The sequence below is a fragment of the Flavobacterium phragmitis genome (assembly GCF_900112575.1).
GTDB lineage: Bacteria > Bacteroidota > Bacteroidia > Flavobacteriales > Flavobacteriaceae > Flavobacterium > Flavobacterium phragmitis.
In genome coordinates this window covers 231,594-249,536 of the sequence record NZ_FOMH01000005.1, presented here as the reverse complement: position 1 = coordinate 249,536, position 17,943 = coordinate 231,594, and the positions used below count along the sequence as shown (strand labels likewise).

Below are 17,943 nucleotides of genomic sequence, written 5' to 3'. Positions count from 1 at the left end.
TTTTAGAAGATCACATTTAAACCAAACATATATGTTCTGGTTTTTGGATAGAAGTTATTTGAATCTACACCTGGAGCGGTTCCTCCTTGTTCAACTTCTGGATCAATTCCTTTGTATTTGGTAATGACAAATACATTGTTTATGGTTTGATAAACACGTACACTGCTGATGTACCTGCCCACTTTCCCGAAATTATAACCTAAAGTCATATTGTCCAATCTTACATAACTACCGTCTTCAATAAAACGATCTGAATATCTGTAAGCATTAAGGTCGTTTGGAGATTCATTCCCAGCATCTACCAAGATATTAGTTGTCATTGCGGTACTTGGTCTGAATAAATCGGCACGTGTTGCATTGAAAATTTTGTTTCCAAAAACTCCTCTAAAGAAAATACTTAAATCAAATTTTTTGTATTGAAAGTTATTTGCCCATCCCATTAATAATTTTGGCTGTGCGCTTCCTGCGTAGTGATAGTCTACTCCAATTTGAGGTGTAGTAGTCAAATCACCATTTTTGTCATAATACTGAGAAACTCCATTTGCATCTTTTCCTGCATATTTAAGTGTAAAGAATTGTCCTAATGGTTTTCCTTCTTTAAAAATCTGCAATGTGCTTCCTGTTTGTCCTCCTCCGTCTGGCTGTACACGACGGATAGAATCTCCCCCAACAAAGAATGGACTAGTTAATTTCACGATCTCATTTTTGTTATGTGCCAAATTCAAATTCGTTGTCCAGCTGAAATCTGCTGTTTTAACCGGAGTTGTGCTTAAACTCACCTCAATACCTTTGTTAGACATTGTTCCTCCATTTGCTACAATTGTTCCTACTGGTACTAACACCGGATTCACATTGTAGTTAAAAATCATATCTGTTGTTTTCTTGTCGTAAACATCAACAGAACCTGTTACTTTTCCTTTTAAGATTGAGAAATCAAGACCAATATTTGCTGTAGCTGTTTTTTCCCATTTCAAATCTGGGTTTGCGGCCTGGTTAGGTCCGTAAGCTCCAATCTGTTGTCCGTTGTAATAAAAAGTTCCTAAACTTCCTGAAATAAATTGTGCCGTGTAAGCATTAAATCCAGAAGAGTTACCTGTTACCCCCCAGCTTCCACGAAGTTTCAAATCACTAAAGAAGTTTTGGTTCTTCATAAAGTTTTCCTTGTCTAATCTCCAAGCTCCACCTACAGAAGGGAAATATCCCCATTGGTTATTTTCTCCAAACATAGAACCACCGTCTCGTCTGATTGATCCTTGTAAAAGATATTTATCTTTATAATTGTAGTTTAAACGAGCGAAATAAGCAATTAAACGTGTTTTTTGATAGGCTTTGCTATCTCCAAAGTTTACTACATAACCATTAACAGAAGTATAGTTACTTAAAGCAAGGTTATTATATCCAACATTATCTACAGGAAAGTTTGTAGTTGTTGCCTGAAATCCGTCTCCTAATGTATTTTCCTGCCAAGAGTAACCTGCAACGGCTTTTATTTTATGCTCTCCAAATGTTCTATCCCAAGTAAAGAAGCTTTCAATAATATTGTTTCTAGTCTCATAAGAATTTCTCAAAGCAGAACCATTTACACCAAAATTCACTAAAGTTTTTGTCAAAGGCGGATCTGGATTGTTGTAGAAGTTCGCACTATTGTATTGTGAATAATAGCTGTCGTAAAACTCTCCGTGAGATGCTGTAAGTCTTTGGTGTGCTAAGTTCAAATTATAAGTGATTCCAAATGGTAATTTTACTTCTGCTGTTAAGTTCCCAACAAGGTTGTCTGTTTTTGTTTCGTCAGTTCCATGTTGAATTAAAGCTACCGGGTTAAAATATCCTGTACTTACAAAATTTTCAAAGTAACTTCCGTCAGCATTTTTTACTGGAGAAATAGGAAGATAACTTGCCGCTTGCAAAAGAACTGTATTACGCTGCGGTACATTTTGATATTTTGTTGTAGAGTTCGTTACATTTAAACCAAATTTAACCTTATCATCAAAAGCAAACTGCTCAACAGATAAACGAGCAATAATACGAGAGAAATCACTTTTCTGCATTACCCCTTCTTTATTGAATGAAGTAATACTGGCTGTATAGTTTCCGTGATCTCCTCCTCCGCTCATAGACAAGTTATGGCTGCTTGATGCTGCACGTCCTGGTCTTAAAATTTCTTTCTGCCAGTTTGTGTTAGCGCCTTTGTCATTTTCTGGCGTAAAATTCAAATTGTTTTTAGTTGTAAAAGCTCTTAACTGATCTGCATTCATCATATCCAGATTATTAGAAACTTCTTCCCAACCCATATAACCGTTGTATGCAATCTGCGTTCTTCCTTTACTTCCTTTTTTTGTGGTTACCATGATCACCCCATTTGCTGCACGGTTACCGTAGATAGCAGTTGCAGCCGCATCTTTTAGAACGTCAATTGTAGCAATGTCATCTGGAGCAATAACAGAGATATCTACTCCCGGAATACCATCAATTACATAAAATGGCCCTTGAGAACTATTTAACGTCGATGCTCCTCGTAATACTACAGAAGCCGTTTTTGTAGGGTCGCCACTTGATGAAATATTTAAACCGGAAACTTTACCTTGTAAAAGCTGTCCAACATCGCTGATGGCACCTCTGTTTAAATCTTCAGCTTTAACCGAAGTTACAGAAGTCGTTAAGTTTTTTCGAGATCCTTTTCCATAACCTACTACAACTACCTGCTCTAAACTTGTTGTGGTTGGCTGTAATCGAATCGAATAAGTTGTTTTTGTTCCATCTAATTTTACAGGTTGATCATCAAATCCCATAAAAGAAAATATAAGTGTTGCGTTTTTGTTTGAAGCCGAAATTTTAAATTTCCCATCAAAATCTGTAGATGTTGTATTCATTGTACCTTTTTCTAGTACATTGGCTGCTGGCAGTGGAACGCCTTTGTCATCTAAAACTACACCAGACACTTCTGTTTTTTGTGCCCATGTATTCATTGAGAAGCCAAAGCAAAAGGCTAATAATAAAAGTTTAAGTTTTTCCATTGTGATATTGGTTAATTGGTTACATAGTAATGACGAAATTAGTGCTAATGAAATGTTAACAAATGGACAAGTTATTCATAAACATGGATAATTTCAATAAAGTCAGTGATAGCAAGGCTTAGCGAAGTTATTTTTATTTTTTTCTATAATTAAATCCTTACTAATAAATCGTTTTCGTGGAGATTTCATTTCATATTTTAGTTGTTATTTAGGTTTTGTTTATCAAGAATTAGTTAATTTTTTCTTTATATACGGATTAATCGTAATTAAGTATTGATTTAATTATTCTCCGTCCATTTTATTTCCCAATTTTTAATCGATTCTCTTTCTTTTGATTCGTTAAACTGAGTATTATTTACGGCTGATTTTTTTAAAGCTTCTAAAAACATTTTCCATCTTGGCCAATAGAATCCTTTGTACATTCCCTGCCACGATCTTGAAGCGTAATCATTCAAATGTCCCTCTCCTCCCCAAAGCGTAATTAAAGTTTTAGCATTTTTTGCATACAATTTAGAAACCGAAGGGGTGCTTCCATAATCTGAAGCCGATTTTACCCATTGTGCTACATTATTTAAAGGCTGTCCTGACATCATTTTATCGGTATCCAAAACTTGTTTTTCAATCTGTTTAAACAATTGATCTCCTTTAACAATGTCTTTCTGCTGATATGCTTTTACGCATTCCATCAATTCCTCATCAATAGAAAGTGAATTGTAATGTCTTGAAACATCAATTAAATCGTATTGAATAAGGTTGGTTTTATTATACTTTTTAGCTTCCTTGCTTAAAATATCCAAAGCTTCTTTTAATTTGGTTTTATCTCCTGGATTACCTTTAAACTCAGTAATAGTTACTGTTGGACGTTTAAACAACAAATAAGCTCCCGCCCAGTCGTTCCACCAGCGTGTTTGCCAATATTTGACATTGTAAACAGATTCCAGTAATAATTCCCAAGCCTGAAAAACAGGTTTTGATGGTGCTTGTCCATATCTTGCATGTAAATATTTAGTCAGCCAATCGTTTACAGACTGTTCTCCTTTTGTCCACGGAAGATCATAAATGTATTCGTAAACAATAGAATTATTATTTAATCCTTCTGGCATGGCGCCATAACCTACAACATTTCCTTTATGCGGATTTTTCAATAAACTGGTCAATTCATCTTTATAAAAATTCAGATCTCCATAAACCGGATTTGATCCTCCATAATTATGTACATATCCATACGTCCATTGTTTGCCATAAAAAGCTTCCTGATTGTCCCATACCTTATATCTATCATTGGCATAATCCTGTACCATTACTTTATCATTTGGCACTTTGCTTAAAAATGCGCTTGTTGCTTCTTTGGTCCAGAATTCTTTATTGTCGCCAAAAAGCCATCCCTGCATCACCCAAGTTGCACCAGGAGCCGCTTCATTTATAGTTTCATAAACAGCGCTTCCATAATTAGAAAGTTCTTCATATTTATTATGTTCTGTAACTGGAGGTTCAATTTCGTTGAAAGAATCGGCTAAATAGAAATTAGACTTTCCGTACATTTTAGTATAGATTTCAATAAAACGTTTTCCTATTTGTTTGAATAAAGGATCTTTAGAATCTAACAGAAAAGTACTTGCAAAACCTCCACCTGACCAAGATTTTAGTTCTGTTATTTTAGCTTCCGGATGTTTTTCGGCGAAAGCCTTTGGCACATAACCACTAAAAGACGGTACAACAGGATGCATGTCTAAAGCTCTCATTCTTTCTAAAATTTTCTTTTGAAGTGCTTCTTTTTTAACAAACCATTCTTGTGGCAACGGACCTTCCAGACTATTGATGTTTCCCATACGTTGCCATGGCAGATAAGCCGGTCCTGCAAAATGAGATTCTAACTGAGCATTTGTCAAACCATATTCTTTCCATAATTCCTGCCATACCGCTTCCTGACCTTCCATTGCTGTTGGAAGATTGATTCCATGCAATGCCATCCAGTCAATTTCTTGTTCCCAGCGTTTCCAGTCCCACCATGGAGTGGTATAACCAAAAGTACAGGCGTTTAAATATTCTCTATATTCAAATGGAGTATCTCCTTTTTTGGAATATTTCGGCCAGGTTTTAGGAAGATTAACTCTGTTTCCTTCCCAGCTTACTAAAACAGCACCTATGTCTCTTAAAAAATTATAGGCTGCATAACAAATTGCGGTATTGTTTGATGCTTTTATTTTTACCTTATTATTAGCGGTTTCAATTTCAAACCAATCTGATTTGCTTTTGGTTTGATTTTCGGTAATGCTTAACTCAAACTCATTGGCACGATTTCCTACCAATCTTTCAATTACGGCAAAAGCACTTTTTGTTTTTTCATCACCTTGACAATGTGCTTTAAAAGATCCCAAAAACAACAGCATAAAAGCCATTACCGCTATTTTTAAGGAATCGTTCCTTTCAATTTTAAAATTCTCACTTTTCATATAAATAACCTATTATTAAATTGTCTTAATTTATTTTAGCCTAACAAAAACAAGGGAGATTAAATTATTTATTAATCTCCCAACTCAAATAAAACCCTAACAAAAATTTATTACTATAATTAACAAACTTAATTCAAGATTCAGAACGAAGAATAAGGTTCTGAACCCGAAAATAAAATTACACTTATTGCTTTTTATTAAGATGGATTAATCCGTCAAAAATATAGACAGATTCTTTGTGTAGTTATTGCATTTGTTATCGCTAAGAGCTGAAATTATTCTTTTTTTTGTGGTTAAAAGAAAACTTGTACAACAATGTTTAAATAATATTATAAATCTGTTGGAGGAAATAGAATAAAAATAGCTTCATTCAAAAATTAAAATCTAATTTGATCTGCTGAAATCCTTTAAAATCTGCGTGAAAAATTTATAATAAAATATTTCACGCAGATTTAGACAAATTTATATCTAAGCTGATCTAATAGAATTAAAAAAAATCACTCAAAGGATTGTTATAAATACCTAGACAGTATTTCAATTGAAATTTTATATAATACTAAAAGCCTGTCCTTGTTTGTAAAAACACTGACAGGCAAAATTGAACATTTGGGGGCTGTTCGGTATGCTATTATTATTTTCGGATTCTTTTTTACTTCAAGACTGAAAGTATTTTATGGAATACTTCGTTGTTTTCATAAACACCCTGGAAATCTTTTGAATGCGGTCCATAAGAAAAAATAGGAACCATAGTAGCGGTGTGATCTGTAGTAATAAAATCACCTTCCACTTTATGCTGTTTTACATTTCCCTGCGGAATGGCAAAACCAGAAGTTTCATGATCCGCCGTAACGATAACCAATGTTCCTTCGTTTTGATCTGCAAATAGTAAAGCCTGAGTAATGGCTGTATCAAAATCTATGGTTTCAGCTACGATTCCTGCAGCATTGTTCACATGACCAAAACTGTCAATCTGTGCACCTTCTACCATTAAAAAGAAAGGTTTGTTCTTTTTGTTTAAAAATTCCAAACTGTATTTTACGGCATCGGCCAATACTTCTCCTCTTCCTTCTAAAACAGATGGAACTTTATGCTGCGAAATGAAAATACCTACCGCATCATTATTCTCGGTCTGCATCTCCTGTACCGTATTCAATAATTTGAATTTTGAAGATAATGCTATATTTTTAAAAGTAGAAGCACCGCCTCCTACAAACAGATTCAATTTGCTTTTAAATAAATCCTGCGCTATTATTTCTGTATTCGATCTTTCTTCGGTATGAGCATAGAAAGCCGCTGGTGTTGCTCCTGTAACTTCATCTGTTGTAATAATTCCTGTAGAAAAATTTCGCTTTTGCAATACTTCTAAAATATTCGGAATTGGTTTGCGCAGACTATCTGTTCCAATTGCTCTATTATTTGTTTTCTGACCTGTTGCCAATGCCGTGCCCGCAGCAGCAGAATCGGTTGTGAAATCATCTGCTGATTGTGTTTTTATGAAACCGATGCTTTTCATCTGCGTTACAGACAAAGCGCCATTATTAGTCAAAACAGCTGAGGAAATTTGTGATAAACCATTTCCGTCTCCAATTAAAAGAATCACATTTTTTACAGGAGTCTCTTTTTGATCCGTTTTATAAGTCGGAACATACACTTTTGAAGAGTTGGTTGCTGTAACCAATCTCTTTGGTAAAGACTGTAGATACTGAACGCAATTATAAGGTGAATCAGTATTAATGATATCAACTCCCAATTCTAAAAATGCTTTCCATGCTGTTTTAGTGTCTGGACAACCCCAAAAACGAAATGGTTTGTTTAAGCTTTTTGCTTTAGCAATAATTGAACTTACCCGATTACGCTCATCATGCGTTAATCTGCCTAAACCATTCCAAACCGAATATTTTTTATAATCGAAACTGATCATGGTCACTTTTTCCCAGTTTTCTTTTGAAATCGTTTGGTCTATTCCCTGAAAATCAAACCAGATAAAATCAGGGTATTTTTTATATGTTTCTGCGTCTGGTCTGTTTCCAGATATAACGATTTTAGTATCCTTATTTTTTGTGATGGTCTCATATTTTTTTAGAACAGCAATAAGTTTATCTAAAGTAGCTACTGCTTCTGTTTTAATGTCAATCAGTAAAACTAATTTTTGCTCTTTTTTATAATTCATTTTTAGAGCCGTTTCTAACGGTTTTAAATACAAATCTTCTAAAGTTCTTGTCGCAGCAATTCCTTTTTGATCATGAGAGACATATAACATATTATCTTTCAAAAAAATATCGGCTTCTATCGATGATGCTCCATTCGCGTAAGCATTCCAAAAAGGAACGGCTTGTTCATAATCGTTATGAGAATGTACAGTAACTAAATTCTGAGAATATAACTGATCACCTGCTCCCCAGAAAAACAAGGATAGCCAGATGAATAAAAATGATGTTTTCATTTGGAATAAATTGATGGATTTTGAATGAACAAAATAGCAGGTAGTAGATTGGTAGTGGACAAAAAGAGTCTGTCAACTGAAATAATCAGCCGAAACAAATACTCAAAAATAAAATTGGGATTAAAAAAAAACAGGGTGTTTTCTTAAAGGTTCAAAAACTACCCTGTTTTAAAACAACTAACACAAAAAGACTGCCTATTTTACAATAGCGTACGATAGAAAATCGGCAGTCTTAAATTCAACGTATAAAAAACAAACTCAAACTAGTATCCTTTATTCTGTACTAAATAACCAGGAGTATTAGATGCTCCATCAATTGCTACCTGTGGAATTGGGAACAATCTCTTGTTTACATCTGCATCTGATTTTTCAGTCCATTTGTCTTCAAAATGACTGAAACGGATTTGAGTATTTCTTCTTAAACCTTCCCAGTAAAATTCGAAACCATATTCTCTGTACAAAATATCTAAATTAATTGCTGGAAGCGCAGCAGGAATTGGAGCACGAGCCGTTCTTGAGGTTCTAACTGCATTCATATCGGCTAATGCACCAGCGTTATCTCCTTTTCTCAATTTAGCTTCAGCACGCATCATGAAGATTTCAGCATATCTCAGCATTACCATGTCTACACTGCTGTATGTATTCCCATCAGGAGAAGTGTGGCTAAATTGATATTTCGATACTCTATATCCAGAATAGTGCATACTTCCTTCTTTAGTGAAATCAACTTTTTCTGTAAGGTTTACATAACCAACGTTTTTATCAGGGCCATTTCCTTTAATTTGTTTTACTGGATAAATTCTGTATCCGCCATCGCATTTGTAGAATGCTCCATTATTGTCTTTTCTGGCAGCCCAAGGAATACCTCTCATAATTCCTCTGTCTATTTCAAAATCTTCAGCTTTAACGCAATAGTAGTGATTTTCATCATTTAATGGAGAGAACCCTGTAAGATCTTTCAAATGTGCTGGTACTTTTGCATTGTCTTTATAAAATCTTGAATCAGCATCGGCTGGATCTACAGTACCATAAGCACTTACCCATGTTTGATAAAAATCTGAAGTAATAGCGGGACCATCGGTACCATCTGCATTGATAGACTCAGGTCTTGGGAACATAGAACCCGGAATTGACCAATATGCCCAACGGTTGTGCTCATCAGCTAAAACTCCACGCTGATCTATTGAAAAGATTACTTCTTTGTTTTTGTCATTGCTGTCATCAAATAAGTCAAAATACTCAGGAGAAAAACTGTATTTACCAGAGTTAATAATATTATCTGTATATTTAATAACCTTATCCATATCTGCTGGAGTAAATGAAGGTACTCCGTAAGGATCACGATATACTGCCGCATTTAAATTTAATCTCGCAAGAAGTCCCCAAACCGCAGATTGAGTCATTCTTCCTGGACCTTTATCTGTATTGATTACATCAGCAACAGAAAGTAATTCATTTTCAATGTAAGTCACAGCATCTTGTCCGCGAAGAATTTCAGAAGTACTAGCCGATGACTCTTTTTTAAACACCAATCCCCAGCTGTCTAATGTCTGCATATTTAAATAAGCTCTTAAGGCTTTCATTTCATAAAGAGCTCCTTTTGCTTCTGTATTTCCTCCTTCTGCAAGAGGAGTCAATACTTCAATAGCAGATAATGTTCTGGAAATATTTTTAGTAAGAGCATTCCAAGTACTGGTAACCAAGTCATTAGTAGGCGTTGTAGTATGTGCATGTACTGCTAAATATTTACCTCCATCGTACCAATCTGTTCCTCCTCTGTAAGGTAAAATACCTTCATCACTGGCAATTAACTGTAAACCAAAATTATTGGTATGGTACCATGTTGCTTTTAATTGTCCATAAGCTGGAGCAATAGCACCACTGATTACTTCTGCTTGTCCTGCACCATTTAAGGATTCGTCAAGGATCTTTTCTTCTAAGTCAGTACAGCTCCAGGTAAACAATATACCTAATGCAAGAGCAGCTATTATTATTTTATTTTTCATGTTTTTTTATTTTTGATTAAAATGCTACGTTTAAGCCAAATACAATGGTTCTCGCTCTTGGGTAACTGAAATAATCAATACCAAAAGACTGAATTTCACCCACAGAAGTTCCAGTATTAATTTCAGGATCAAAACCGCTGTATTTTGTAATTACAAATAAGTTCTGACCTGTTACAGAAAGACGAATATTGTCCATTACATCTCCAAGTCCAACTAATTTTGGGCTTAAATTATATCCTAAACTCGCATTATTTAATCTTAAGAAACTTCCATCTTCTAAGTATCTTGTAGAAACTGTATTAGAGTTTGTAGAGGCTTCGTTTAAATATTGTGAAGCTCTGTCTGTCGTATTAAAAGAGTTTGCTAAATTTCCTCTATTGAATGAAGTCATCGCAACGTGGTTGTAAATTTTATTTCCGGCTGCACCATTAAAATTAGCAACAAAATCAAAATTCTTGTATTTCAAATTCAAGTAAAAAGCATAGATATAATCTGGTAATGCGCTTCCTGCAACAATACGATCGTTGTCAAGGATAGAACCATCTCCATTTGTATCTGCAAACTGATTTTGACCATCAGGACCTATTCCTGTAAAATCAAGCATGTAGAAAGAACCAATTGGATGCCCGTTTAAAACTCCGTTGATAGTTGCGCCAGTCTGTCCGCCTCCTTGCGCCGCTCCAGTTGTCAATATTTTATAAGGAGAGTTTACTACTTTATTGTTTGTAAAAGATATATTTCCTCCAATACTATAAGAGAAGTCTTTACTTTTATCACTGCTGTAATCTAAAGCAACTTCAATACCGTTGTTTTGGATTTCCATATTAGGAATGTTTGTCCAATACTTTGATGCAGGCTGAATAGGATCTACAGGCGCAACCTCTAACAAAATATTATCTGAAACTTTGTTAAAATAATCTACTGTACCTGATAATCTACTATTGAATAAACTAAAATCTAAACCAACGTTTGTTTGTGTTGAAACTTCCCATTGCAGATTTGGATTTGCTAAACGAGTATAGATTGAACCATAAGGATAACTAGCTAAATCTGTATCGCTTGGATCTAGCGGATACGTATCATAGCCACTGTTGCTTTCTGTATAACTTGTTTTGGTAATTTTTGAAGGAATCTCTTGAACACCAGTCTGCCCCCAGCTTGCTCTTAGTTTCAAGTTGTTCAGCGTTTCAGATTCTTTTAAGAAATCTTCTTTTGTAATATTCCAACCTAATGCTACAGATGGAAAATATCCGTATCTGTTGTTTTTACCAAATTTAGAAGAACCATCTGCACGCATAGTTGCAGTTAATAAATATTTATTATCATATCCGTAGTTTAATCTACCAAAGAAAGACTGAAGCTCATTTTCTATTGCCGATGAAGATTTTCTTCTAAGCTCAGCTGCTGCTCCAATTTGATTTTTTGGCTCTACACCATTATCCGGAAATCCTTTAAAATCATAATTCTTCTGATTCACTTGTATTTTCTGGTAAGATTGACCGGCTAAAACCGTAAAGTTATGTTTCTTAACATTGAAGTTATACGTCAAAGTGTTTTCGTACAAAACGTTATTATTATTCGTAACAATGTCGTTCAAAGTACTTTCAGTTGTATTAGTAGCCGAAGTATATGGCAAAACTTGAATGTCTCTTTCAGACATAGAATAATCAACTCCAAGATTAAATTTATACGTTAATCCTTTTATAAATTCGTATGATGGGCTAATGTTCGCAAGAATACGATTGTTGTTTGTTTCATCAGAATAAATTCTTTGGCTGATTAAAGGATTTACAGCATCGTTGCTTAAGTTAACATTTGGCTGTCCGTTAACGTATACTGCATCCGTTGGATTCAATGTCAACATATTTCCAACAACATTTCTTGCATCTGGTCTTGAATTTTCAAGTTTAGTTGCTGTCAAGTTAAAGGCAATATTAAACTTATCGTTTAATGCTTTTTGGTTCAAATTCAAACGTCCTGAATAACGTTTTAAATCACTATTTTGAAAAATACCTTCCTGATTATCCATCCCCACAGAAGCTGCGTAAGTAGATTTTTCAGTTCCGCCACTCATCGATAAATTAACGTTTTGAGAAACTCCTGTTCTTGTTAATTCATCCTGCCAGTCTGTATTTGCTCCTCCATCTTGTAAAGTTCCGTTCACAGCAGTAACTTGTTTTCTAAATTCATCTGCACTAAAAACATCTACTTTATTGGCTAAAGAAGAAAAACCAGTAGTCATAGAAAGGTTAATTTTTGACTGCCCTTTTGAACCTTTTTTAGTTGTAATTACCACTACTCCATTTGCCGCTCTAGAACCGTAAATAGCCGCTGCAGAAGCATCTTTAAGAACATCAATGCTCTCGATATCTTGCGGGTTGATAAAGTTTAAAGGGTTTGTAGCAACACCATTACTAGAATTATCAAGAACAAATCCGTCTACTACATAAAGAGGTGTTGTTCCAGAACGTAAACTTCCAACTCCACGAATAATAATATCTTGATTAGCTCCTGGCTCGCCACTAGCAGCCATTACATTAACTCCGGCAACTTTACCTTGAATTAATTGCCCTGCATTGGCTACAACTCCTTTGTTGAAATTTTCGTTTTTTACAGAACCAATAGCACCCGTTACATCAGATCTCTTTTGAGAACCGTAACCAACCACTACTACTTCATTTAAGGTACTTATCTCTTCTGCTAAAGAAACAGTTAGTTTTTGAGTACCTGAGAAAGAAACCTCTTTTGTTTTAAATCCAACATAAGAAAAAACCAAAACACCTTCATTCTGTTGTGCCTTAATTTTGAAATTTCCATCAAAATCTGTTGTAACTGCTCCTTTTGGTTCTCCTTTAATATAAACAGAAACACCAGGAACTGGTACTTTTTCAACATCAGAAACTACAATTCCTGATACATTTATCTGCCCATAGGAGTATGACATACATCCGAAGGCAAGAATTAGCAATGCATAAATTTTTTTCATTTAAATTACTTTTTTTGTTTTGCCAAAAGTATTTTAACGATCCCTCCAAAAGGAGGATTTTTGTTTTTCAAAAGAGGACTTTTAATTCAATTTAGGATAGAATTAACGCTGAAAAAGGGTGAATTTTGTACATTAACATTAGCCTAACTTTATGCAAATACAGGGCTAACAGAAAATCTAAAGCGAATATTCTTTATATTCCTTCGGACTTTTGCCAAAATACTTCTTAAAAGAGCGACCAAAATATTTTGGATCATTATAACCGCACTCAAAACTGATTTCAGAGATGTTCAATTTTTTAGTTTTTAATAGTAATTCGGCTTTTTGCAAGCGAAGAGACATTAAAATATCTGATGGAGACTGATTCAAAGTTTCTTTAAACAAACGATAGCATTTTACCCTAGAAATCCCTAATTGTTCGCCCATCATTTCAACATTAAAAGCGGGGTTCTGCAATTCTTCTTTAATGATTTCCAAAGCCTTTTTGAGAAGCTTTTCATTAGCCGTGATATTCTCATTATTTTCTGTCAGAATCTCGAATATCTTCTGCTGGATTTTATACTCTTTTACTGGTTCGCTGTTTTGATTGATCAACCTATTAATCTTTTTGCTGATAAATGATAAACTAGCCGGCAGTTTAATATGAGTATCAATACCCAATTCCAACAATTGTTCGTCTTGTTCGTAGTTAATATTCTCAGATATATAGATGAGTGGAATTTTTACCGCGCTGTTTTCTCTATTCTGTTTTAGAAAATTAATCAGCTCTCTGGAGAATTCTGCCTGATAGAAAACTAACGCTGCAATTTCTGTCTGTTTAATTATGGCGTTTAAATTTGAAATAGAACTCTCAAAAATCAAATTGTATTTTTTGCTTTCCAAAATCTGATTCGCTGCAGGAGTATTGTACGGATCACCAAAAACCAAAAGACATTTTTTATCTGGAGAAAACTGATCTTGGTGATTAAAGTTTTTCCAGGAAATAGTTTCTTTTAAATTCTCATTAGAATCGACAACTTCGATTGGGATTCGCAATTTGGCTTGAAATTGTTCTTCAGACGAAGAAATAATTTCTCCATTCAAATCTTGAAGCAAAATTTCTAAAGCTTTAAAATAGGGACTGTAGTGTAAAATATTGTACCAATTATCCTTTAAAATAACACTATCCGAAATGGTCTTTATTTCGATACAATCATTCTCATAAGTAATCGAAATATTCAAAGTACTATCCTTGTCAGAATATTTACTTAAGTCATTAAAAAAATACTGAAGCGAAAGTTTCAAACGCAAAACATCTACAGCTGCAAAACAATCTGAATTGTCTATTTCACAATTAAAATTCACCTGATTAAGCTGTGAATCTTTTTTTAGTTTTTCGACATTGTTTTTTAAAACAGGAAACAAATTCACTGCCGTTTTCTTTACAGACCCCAAATCTTTTACCTGTTCCAGATAATTCCATTCCGAAATAAGATTGAGCAGTTTACCTGATTCAGCTAATAAAGCCCGCTGCATTTCGGTATCTTTTTTTAAAGAGCTGGAAGTTTTAATTATTCGCGATATGGGTTCCTGAAATTCAGCCAACATAAAGGTTTTGAATTTTTCAATCTCGAAATTTTCTTTTTTTAAATTACTATGGAGAATGAGCAGTTTTTCTTTTTGTTCCTCAATTTTTTTACTTTTCTGATCGAGTTCTGCATTAATTTCTTCCAGATTTTTTTTCTGATTTTCGATAACAGCCGTTCGTGCTTTTACCAGCTCTTCCATATATTGCTGCTGTGCCAGAGCTGTTTTATTTTTGATATAAATCACTACCAGACAGCTCAACAATATAAGAACAGATAATAAAATGTAAAACAAAATAGACTCGTAGAAAGCTTCGGTAATGTGAAGCGTAAAAAAAGCAGGTTCAGCAATGCCGTCTATTCCTTCTTTTATAAGAAAACTATAATCACCAGAAGACAAACCTGCATATTCAATTTTATTGTCTGCAGGAAGTAAAAACCAATTTTCGTCTCTTCCTTCTAGTTTGTAATAAATATTATTTCTTCTGCTGTTGGGAAATATAATCGGGATGACTTCGATTTTTAATTCATTATCACTAAACCCTTTTTCAATGGCCGACAAATAACTTTCACTTCCATCGACCTTCAATTTTATTTTTGCTTTTGCATTATTACCTTGAATAGTATTGGGATTAAAGTAATTGAGTCCGCCTACACCGCCGAAAAATAAATTCCCTTTTGAATCCTGATAATAAGCACCTTCCGAAAACTCAGGCGCCTGCCAGCCATAATGCGGATTATAAGAAGTAACAGAATAGCTTTTCTTGTCGATAGAAGCGATTCCTTTTGTAGTACTTAACCAAACTTTATCGCCATTATCGATAAGTCCATAAACCATGTGACTTGGCAGTCCTTCAGCTTCTGTAATGTTTTTTACGACACCTTTTCTCTTATTAAAAATAGTTACGCCACCCAAAGAAGCAATCCAATAATTATCTGATTCATTATCCACAAAAACAGAATAAATACTGTTTCCTAAAATTCCTTCTCTGGTTGTTATTTTTTTTAATGTACCGGTAACTAAATTATATACAACAACACCACTGTTTTCTGTTGCCAGTATCAGATTCTGATTGCTTTTTTTTACACATCTTATATGATATTTACTAAACAATTCCTGTCCTCTAAAGTTTTCAAACTTTCCAGTAACCATATTAAATTTAGCCAGACCGCCCCAGCATCCCATCCAAAGCTGTTTGTTTTGATCTTCGAAAATAGAATAACATCTGCTGATGGACATTCCCGGAATACTGTTCTTTTCAAAACTTGTAACACTCTGATCCGAAATGCGCAGAATTCCTTCATAAGTCCCTGCCCAGACCGTTCCATCGCTGGAAGTAAATAAAGTTCGTATTCTTTCCCAATCTGGACTCGAAACAGCTTTATCTATTTTAAACTTTTCAAAAAAATGACTTCTTTCATTGTAACAAAAAAGACCTCTGGTATAATAACCCAGCCAGATTTTTCCTTTACTGTCTTTGGTTACAGCTCTGATAGTTTCATTTGGAAGATTAGGCTCTTTCACCGGATGTGGCATAACCGAATTTATTTTTTCAGAACCGCTGTATGCCATGCTTAATCCGCCATCTTTCTGTCCTAACCAAATATTTCCGAAATTGTCTTCATGAATGGTTTCTATTTCATTGTTTTTGAAGGAATAAGGCGAATATAAATCGGATGTAAAATGCTGTATATTGTTTTCGTCCGATTCATTTGTGATAATATACAATCCGTTTTCCCGAGTCGCAAACCAGATATTTCCCGCTTTATCTTTTAGAATATCATTGATTCTGAGATTTGGATATTTTCTAAGCAGTATATTTTTCAGATTTCTAAAATCCGTTGTTTTGATGCTATTCTGCTGGATTTCAACAAAAGATTTATTCTTGAGTTCGTAATATTTTTTCCCCGTTTCTACGACAATATTTCCCTTTTGAGATAAATAAATATTTGTTGGAAGACTTTTGAATTTAAAGTCCTGAAACTCATTATTCCCCAGATATCGATTTACATGACCTTCTTTGGTAATCAGCCAAATAACTCCCTCTGAATCTTTTTCTAATTTAGTAATGTAGTTGCTCGAAATTGTTTTAGGATCATTGTTATTATTTTTGAAAATTTTAAAAGTATAACCATCAAAATAGTTCAAGCCATCCCAAGTCGCAATCCACAATCCGCCTTCTTTGTCGCTTTCTATATCGACTACAGAATTGTTGGACAATCCTTGATTGGTGGTAAAATTCTCAAACTTTATCTGTTGCCCAAATGAATATATTGTGAAAAAGTAAAGAAATAGTAATATCCTAGTCATGTTTTGTAATTTAACTGACAAGGATACAATCGGAAGTTTATTTAATCATAAACTATATGTTAAGTTAAAAACGAAAACGAATTAAAGCCCGTTAATTAAAGGGAACTGTAAGTATTTTACAGCAGACTTTAATCAATGCCCTTTAAGCCTTAAAAGTTTCTGTGGATTGATAAGACGTAAAAAACTCAAATGCTCTTTTCTCCGCATAAGAATAAGTTGAATTACGCAGCGGAAAAGCGCAATGTCCGCCATATTTTGGAGTTTCCAGATATACATATTCGCTATCCTGCGCAATTGCTCTTGGATAACATCTTTCTCCTAAAAAAGGATCATCCAGTGAATTAATAATTAAAACAGGAGTAGTAATATTTTTAAGTGAAAATTCAGGAGAAACTTGATGATAATAGTCTTCTCTGCTCGCAAAACCATGAAGCGGTGCCGTAAAATACTGATCGACTTCATCAAAAGAAGTAATTTTATCAATCTGATCGCTATTTATAAAATCTGGAAACTGAACGGCTTTGTATTTAAGCTTTTTCTTTATATCAATGGTAAAATTCTTTAAATAAACCCTGTTGAAACCTTGTTTTAGGACTTCAGCACTTGTAGCAATATGTGTTGGAACCGAAATGGAAACGGCCGCTTTTATTCGTTCATCAATTTTTGTCCAGCCCAGATAATTCAAAAGCTGTACACCACCCATTGAATATCCAATTAAATAAAGCTCCTCAAAGCCTTTCTGCAGGGCAAATTGAACCACTTCGTTAAGATCATCAACCGCGCCATGATGATACAACCTCGGAAGTCGATTCATCTCTCCTCCACAGGTTCTGTTATTCCAAGCAAAAACAGAAAAACCCTGCTCCAAAAAATAAGAGGCACAGCTATTATTATAAGTTCTTCGGGAATCTCCTTCTAACCCGTGACAAAGAATAACCGCTTTTTTAGAATTTTTTAGAACAAAATCAACATTGATAAAATCTCCATCATTTAATTCCAGTTTTTCTCTGGTATAATCAGGAGCATCAAACTTTTTAATCAAGGCGGCATAAATAGTCGAAATATGCCTGTTTCGGTGAATAATAGAAGGAAAACTATATTCTGATTGTTTAATTATTGGCATAATAAAACGGTTTTTACGGTGCGTACTACAAAGCTAAGAAAT

At 34.3% G+C, this 17,943-nt stretch carries 7 protein-coding genes; all 7 read right to left on the bottom strand.

Going from position 1 to position 17,943, the window contains the following annotated elements; translation table 11 throughout:
- Positions 1 to 2 precede the first annotated feature (2 nt).
- The 7 genes from BM289_RS10885 to BM289_RS10855 all read right to left on the bottom strand — a co-directional run bounded on the left by BM289_RS10885 (position 3) and on the right by BM289_RS10855 (position 17,901).
- Entirely contained in the window at positions 3 to 3,014 is a 3,012-nt protein-coding gene (locus tag BM289_RS10885) for a SusC/RagA family TonB-linked outer membrane protein (protein WP_091493148.1), read from the bottom strand.
- Between the two features lie 278 nt (positions 3,015 to 3,292).
- Positions 3,293 to 5,467 (bottom strand): alpha-N-acetylglucosaminidase, encoded by a 2,175-nt coding sequence (locus BM289_RS10880; protein ID WP_091493146.1) that lies wholly within the window; start codon positions 5,465 to 5,467, stop codon positions 3,293 to 3,295.
- 649 nt (positions 5,468 to 6,116) lie between these two features.
- The gene (locus BM289_RS10875) at positions 6,117 to 7,910 is read right to left on the bottom strand and encodes an alkaline phosphatase (protein WP_091493144.1); all 1,794 of its coding nucleotides are present in this window, start codon (positions 7,908 to 7,910) and stop codon (positions 6,117 to 6,119) included.
- 263 nt (positions 7,911 to 8,173) lie between these two features.
- On the bottom strand, positions 8,174 to 9,916 hold the full coding sequence (locus BM289_RS10870; RefSeq protein WP_091493142.1) for a RagB/SusD family nutrient uptake outer membrane protein: 1,743 nt from the start codon (positions 9,914 to 9,916) through the stop codon (positions 8,174 to 8,176).
- A 16-nt stretch (positions 9,917 to 9,932) separates the two neighbouring features.
- A complete protein-coding gene (locus BM289_RS10865) occupies positions 9,933 to 12,902 on the bottom strand; it encodes a SusC/RagA family TonB-linked outer membrane protein (protein ID WP_091493141.1) in 2,970 nt (989 codons plus the stop codon).
- Between the two features lie 177 nt (positions 12,903 to 13,079).
- Positions 13,080 to 16,778, bottom strand: coding sequence for an AraC family transcriptional regulator (locus BM289_RS10860; protein ID WP_091493139.1), 3,699 nt, complete (start codon positions 16,776 to 16,778; stop codon positions 13,080 to 13,082).
- A 142-nt stretch (positions 16,779 to 16,920) separates the two neighbouring features.
- Positions 16,921 to 17,901, bottom strand: a complete 981-nt coding sequence (locus BM289_RS10855; RefSeq protein WP_091493138.1) for a YheT family hydrolase — start codon at positions 17,899 to 17,901, stop codon at positions 16,921 to 16,923.
- Positions 17,902 to 17,943 lie beyond the last annotated feature (42 nt).

Coding starts and splice junctions, on each gene's coding strand:
- BM289_RS10885 (WP_091493148.1), bottom strand. CDS start 3,014: ATGGAAAAACTTAAACTTTTATTATTAGCCTTTTGCTTTGGCTTCTCA.
- BM289_RS10880 (WP_091493146.1), bottom strand. CDS start 5,467: ATGAAAAGTGAGAATTTTAAAATTGAAAGGAACGATTCCTTAAAAATA.
- BM289_RS10875 (WP_091493144.1), bottom strand. CDS start 7,910: ATGAAAACATCATTTTTATTCATCTGGCTATCCTTGTTTTTCTGGGGA.
- BM289_RS10870 (WP_091493142.1), bottom strand. CDS start 9,916: ATGAAAAATAAAATAATAATAGCTGCTCTTGCATTAGGTATATTGTTT.
- BM289_RS10865 (WP_091493141.1), bottom strand. CDS start 12,902: ATGAAAAAAATTTATGCATTGCTAATTCTTGCCTTCGGATGTATGTCA.
- BM289_RS10860 (WP_091493139.1), bottom strand. CDS start 16,778: ATGACTAGGATATTACTATTTCTTTACTTTTTCACAATATATTCATTT.
- BM289_RS10855 (WP_091493138.1), bottom strand. CDS start 17,901: ATGCCAATAATTAAACAATCAGAATATAGTTTTCCTTCTATTATTCAC.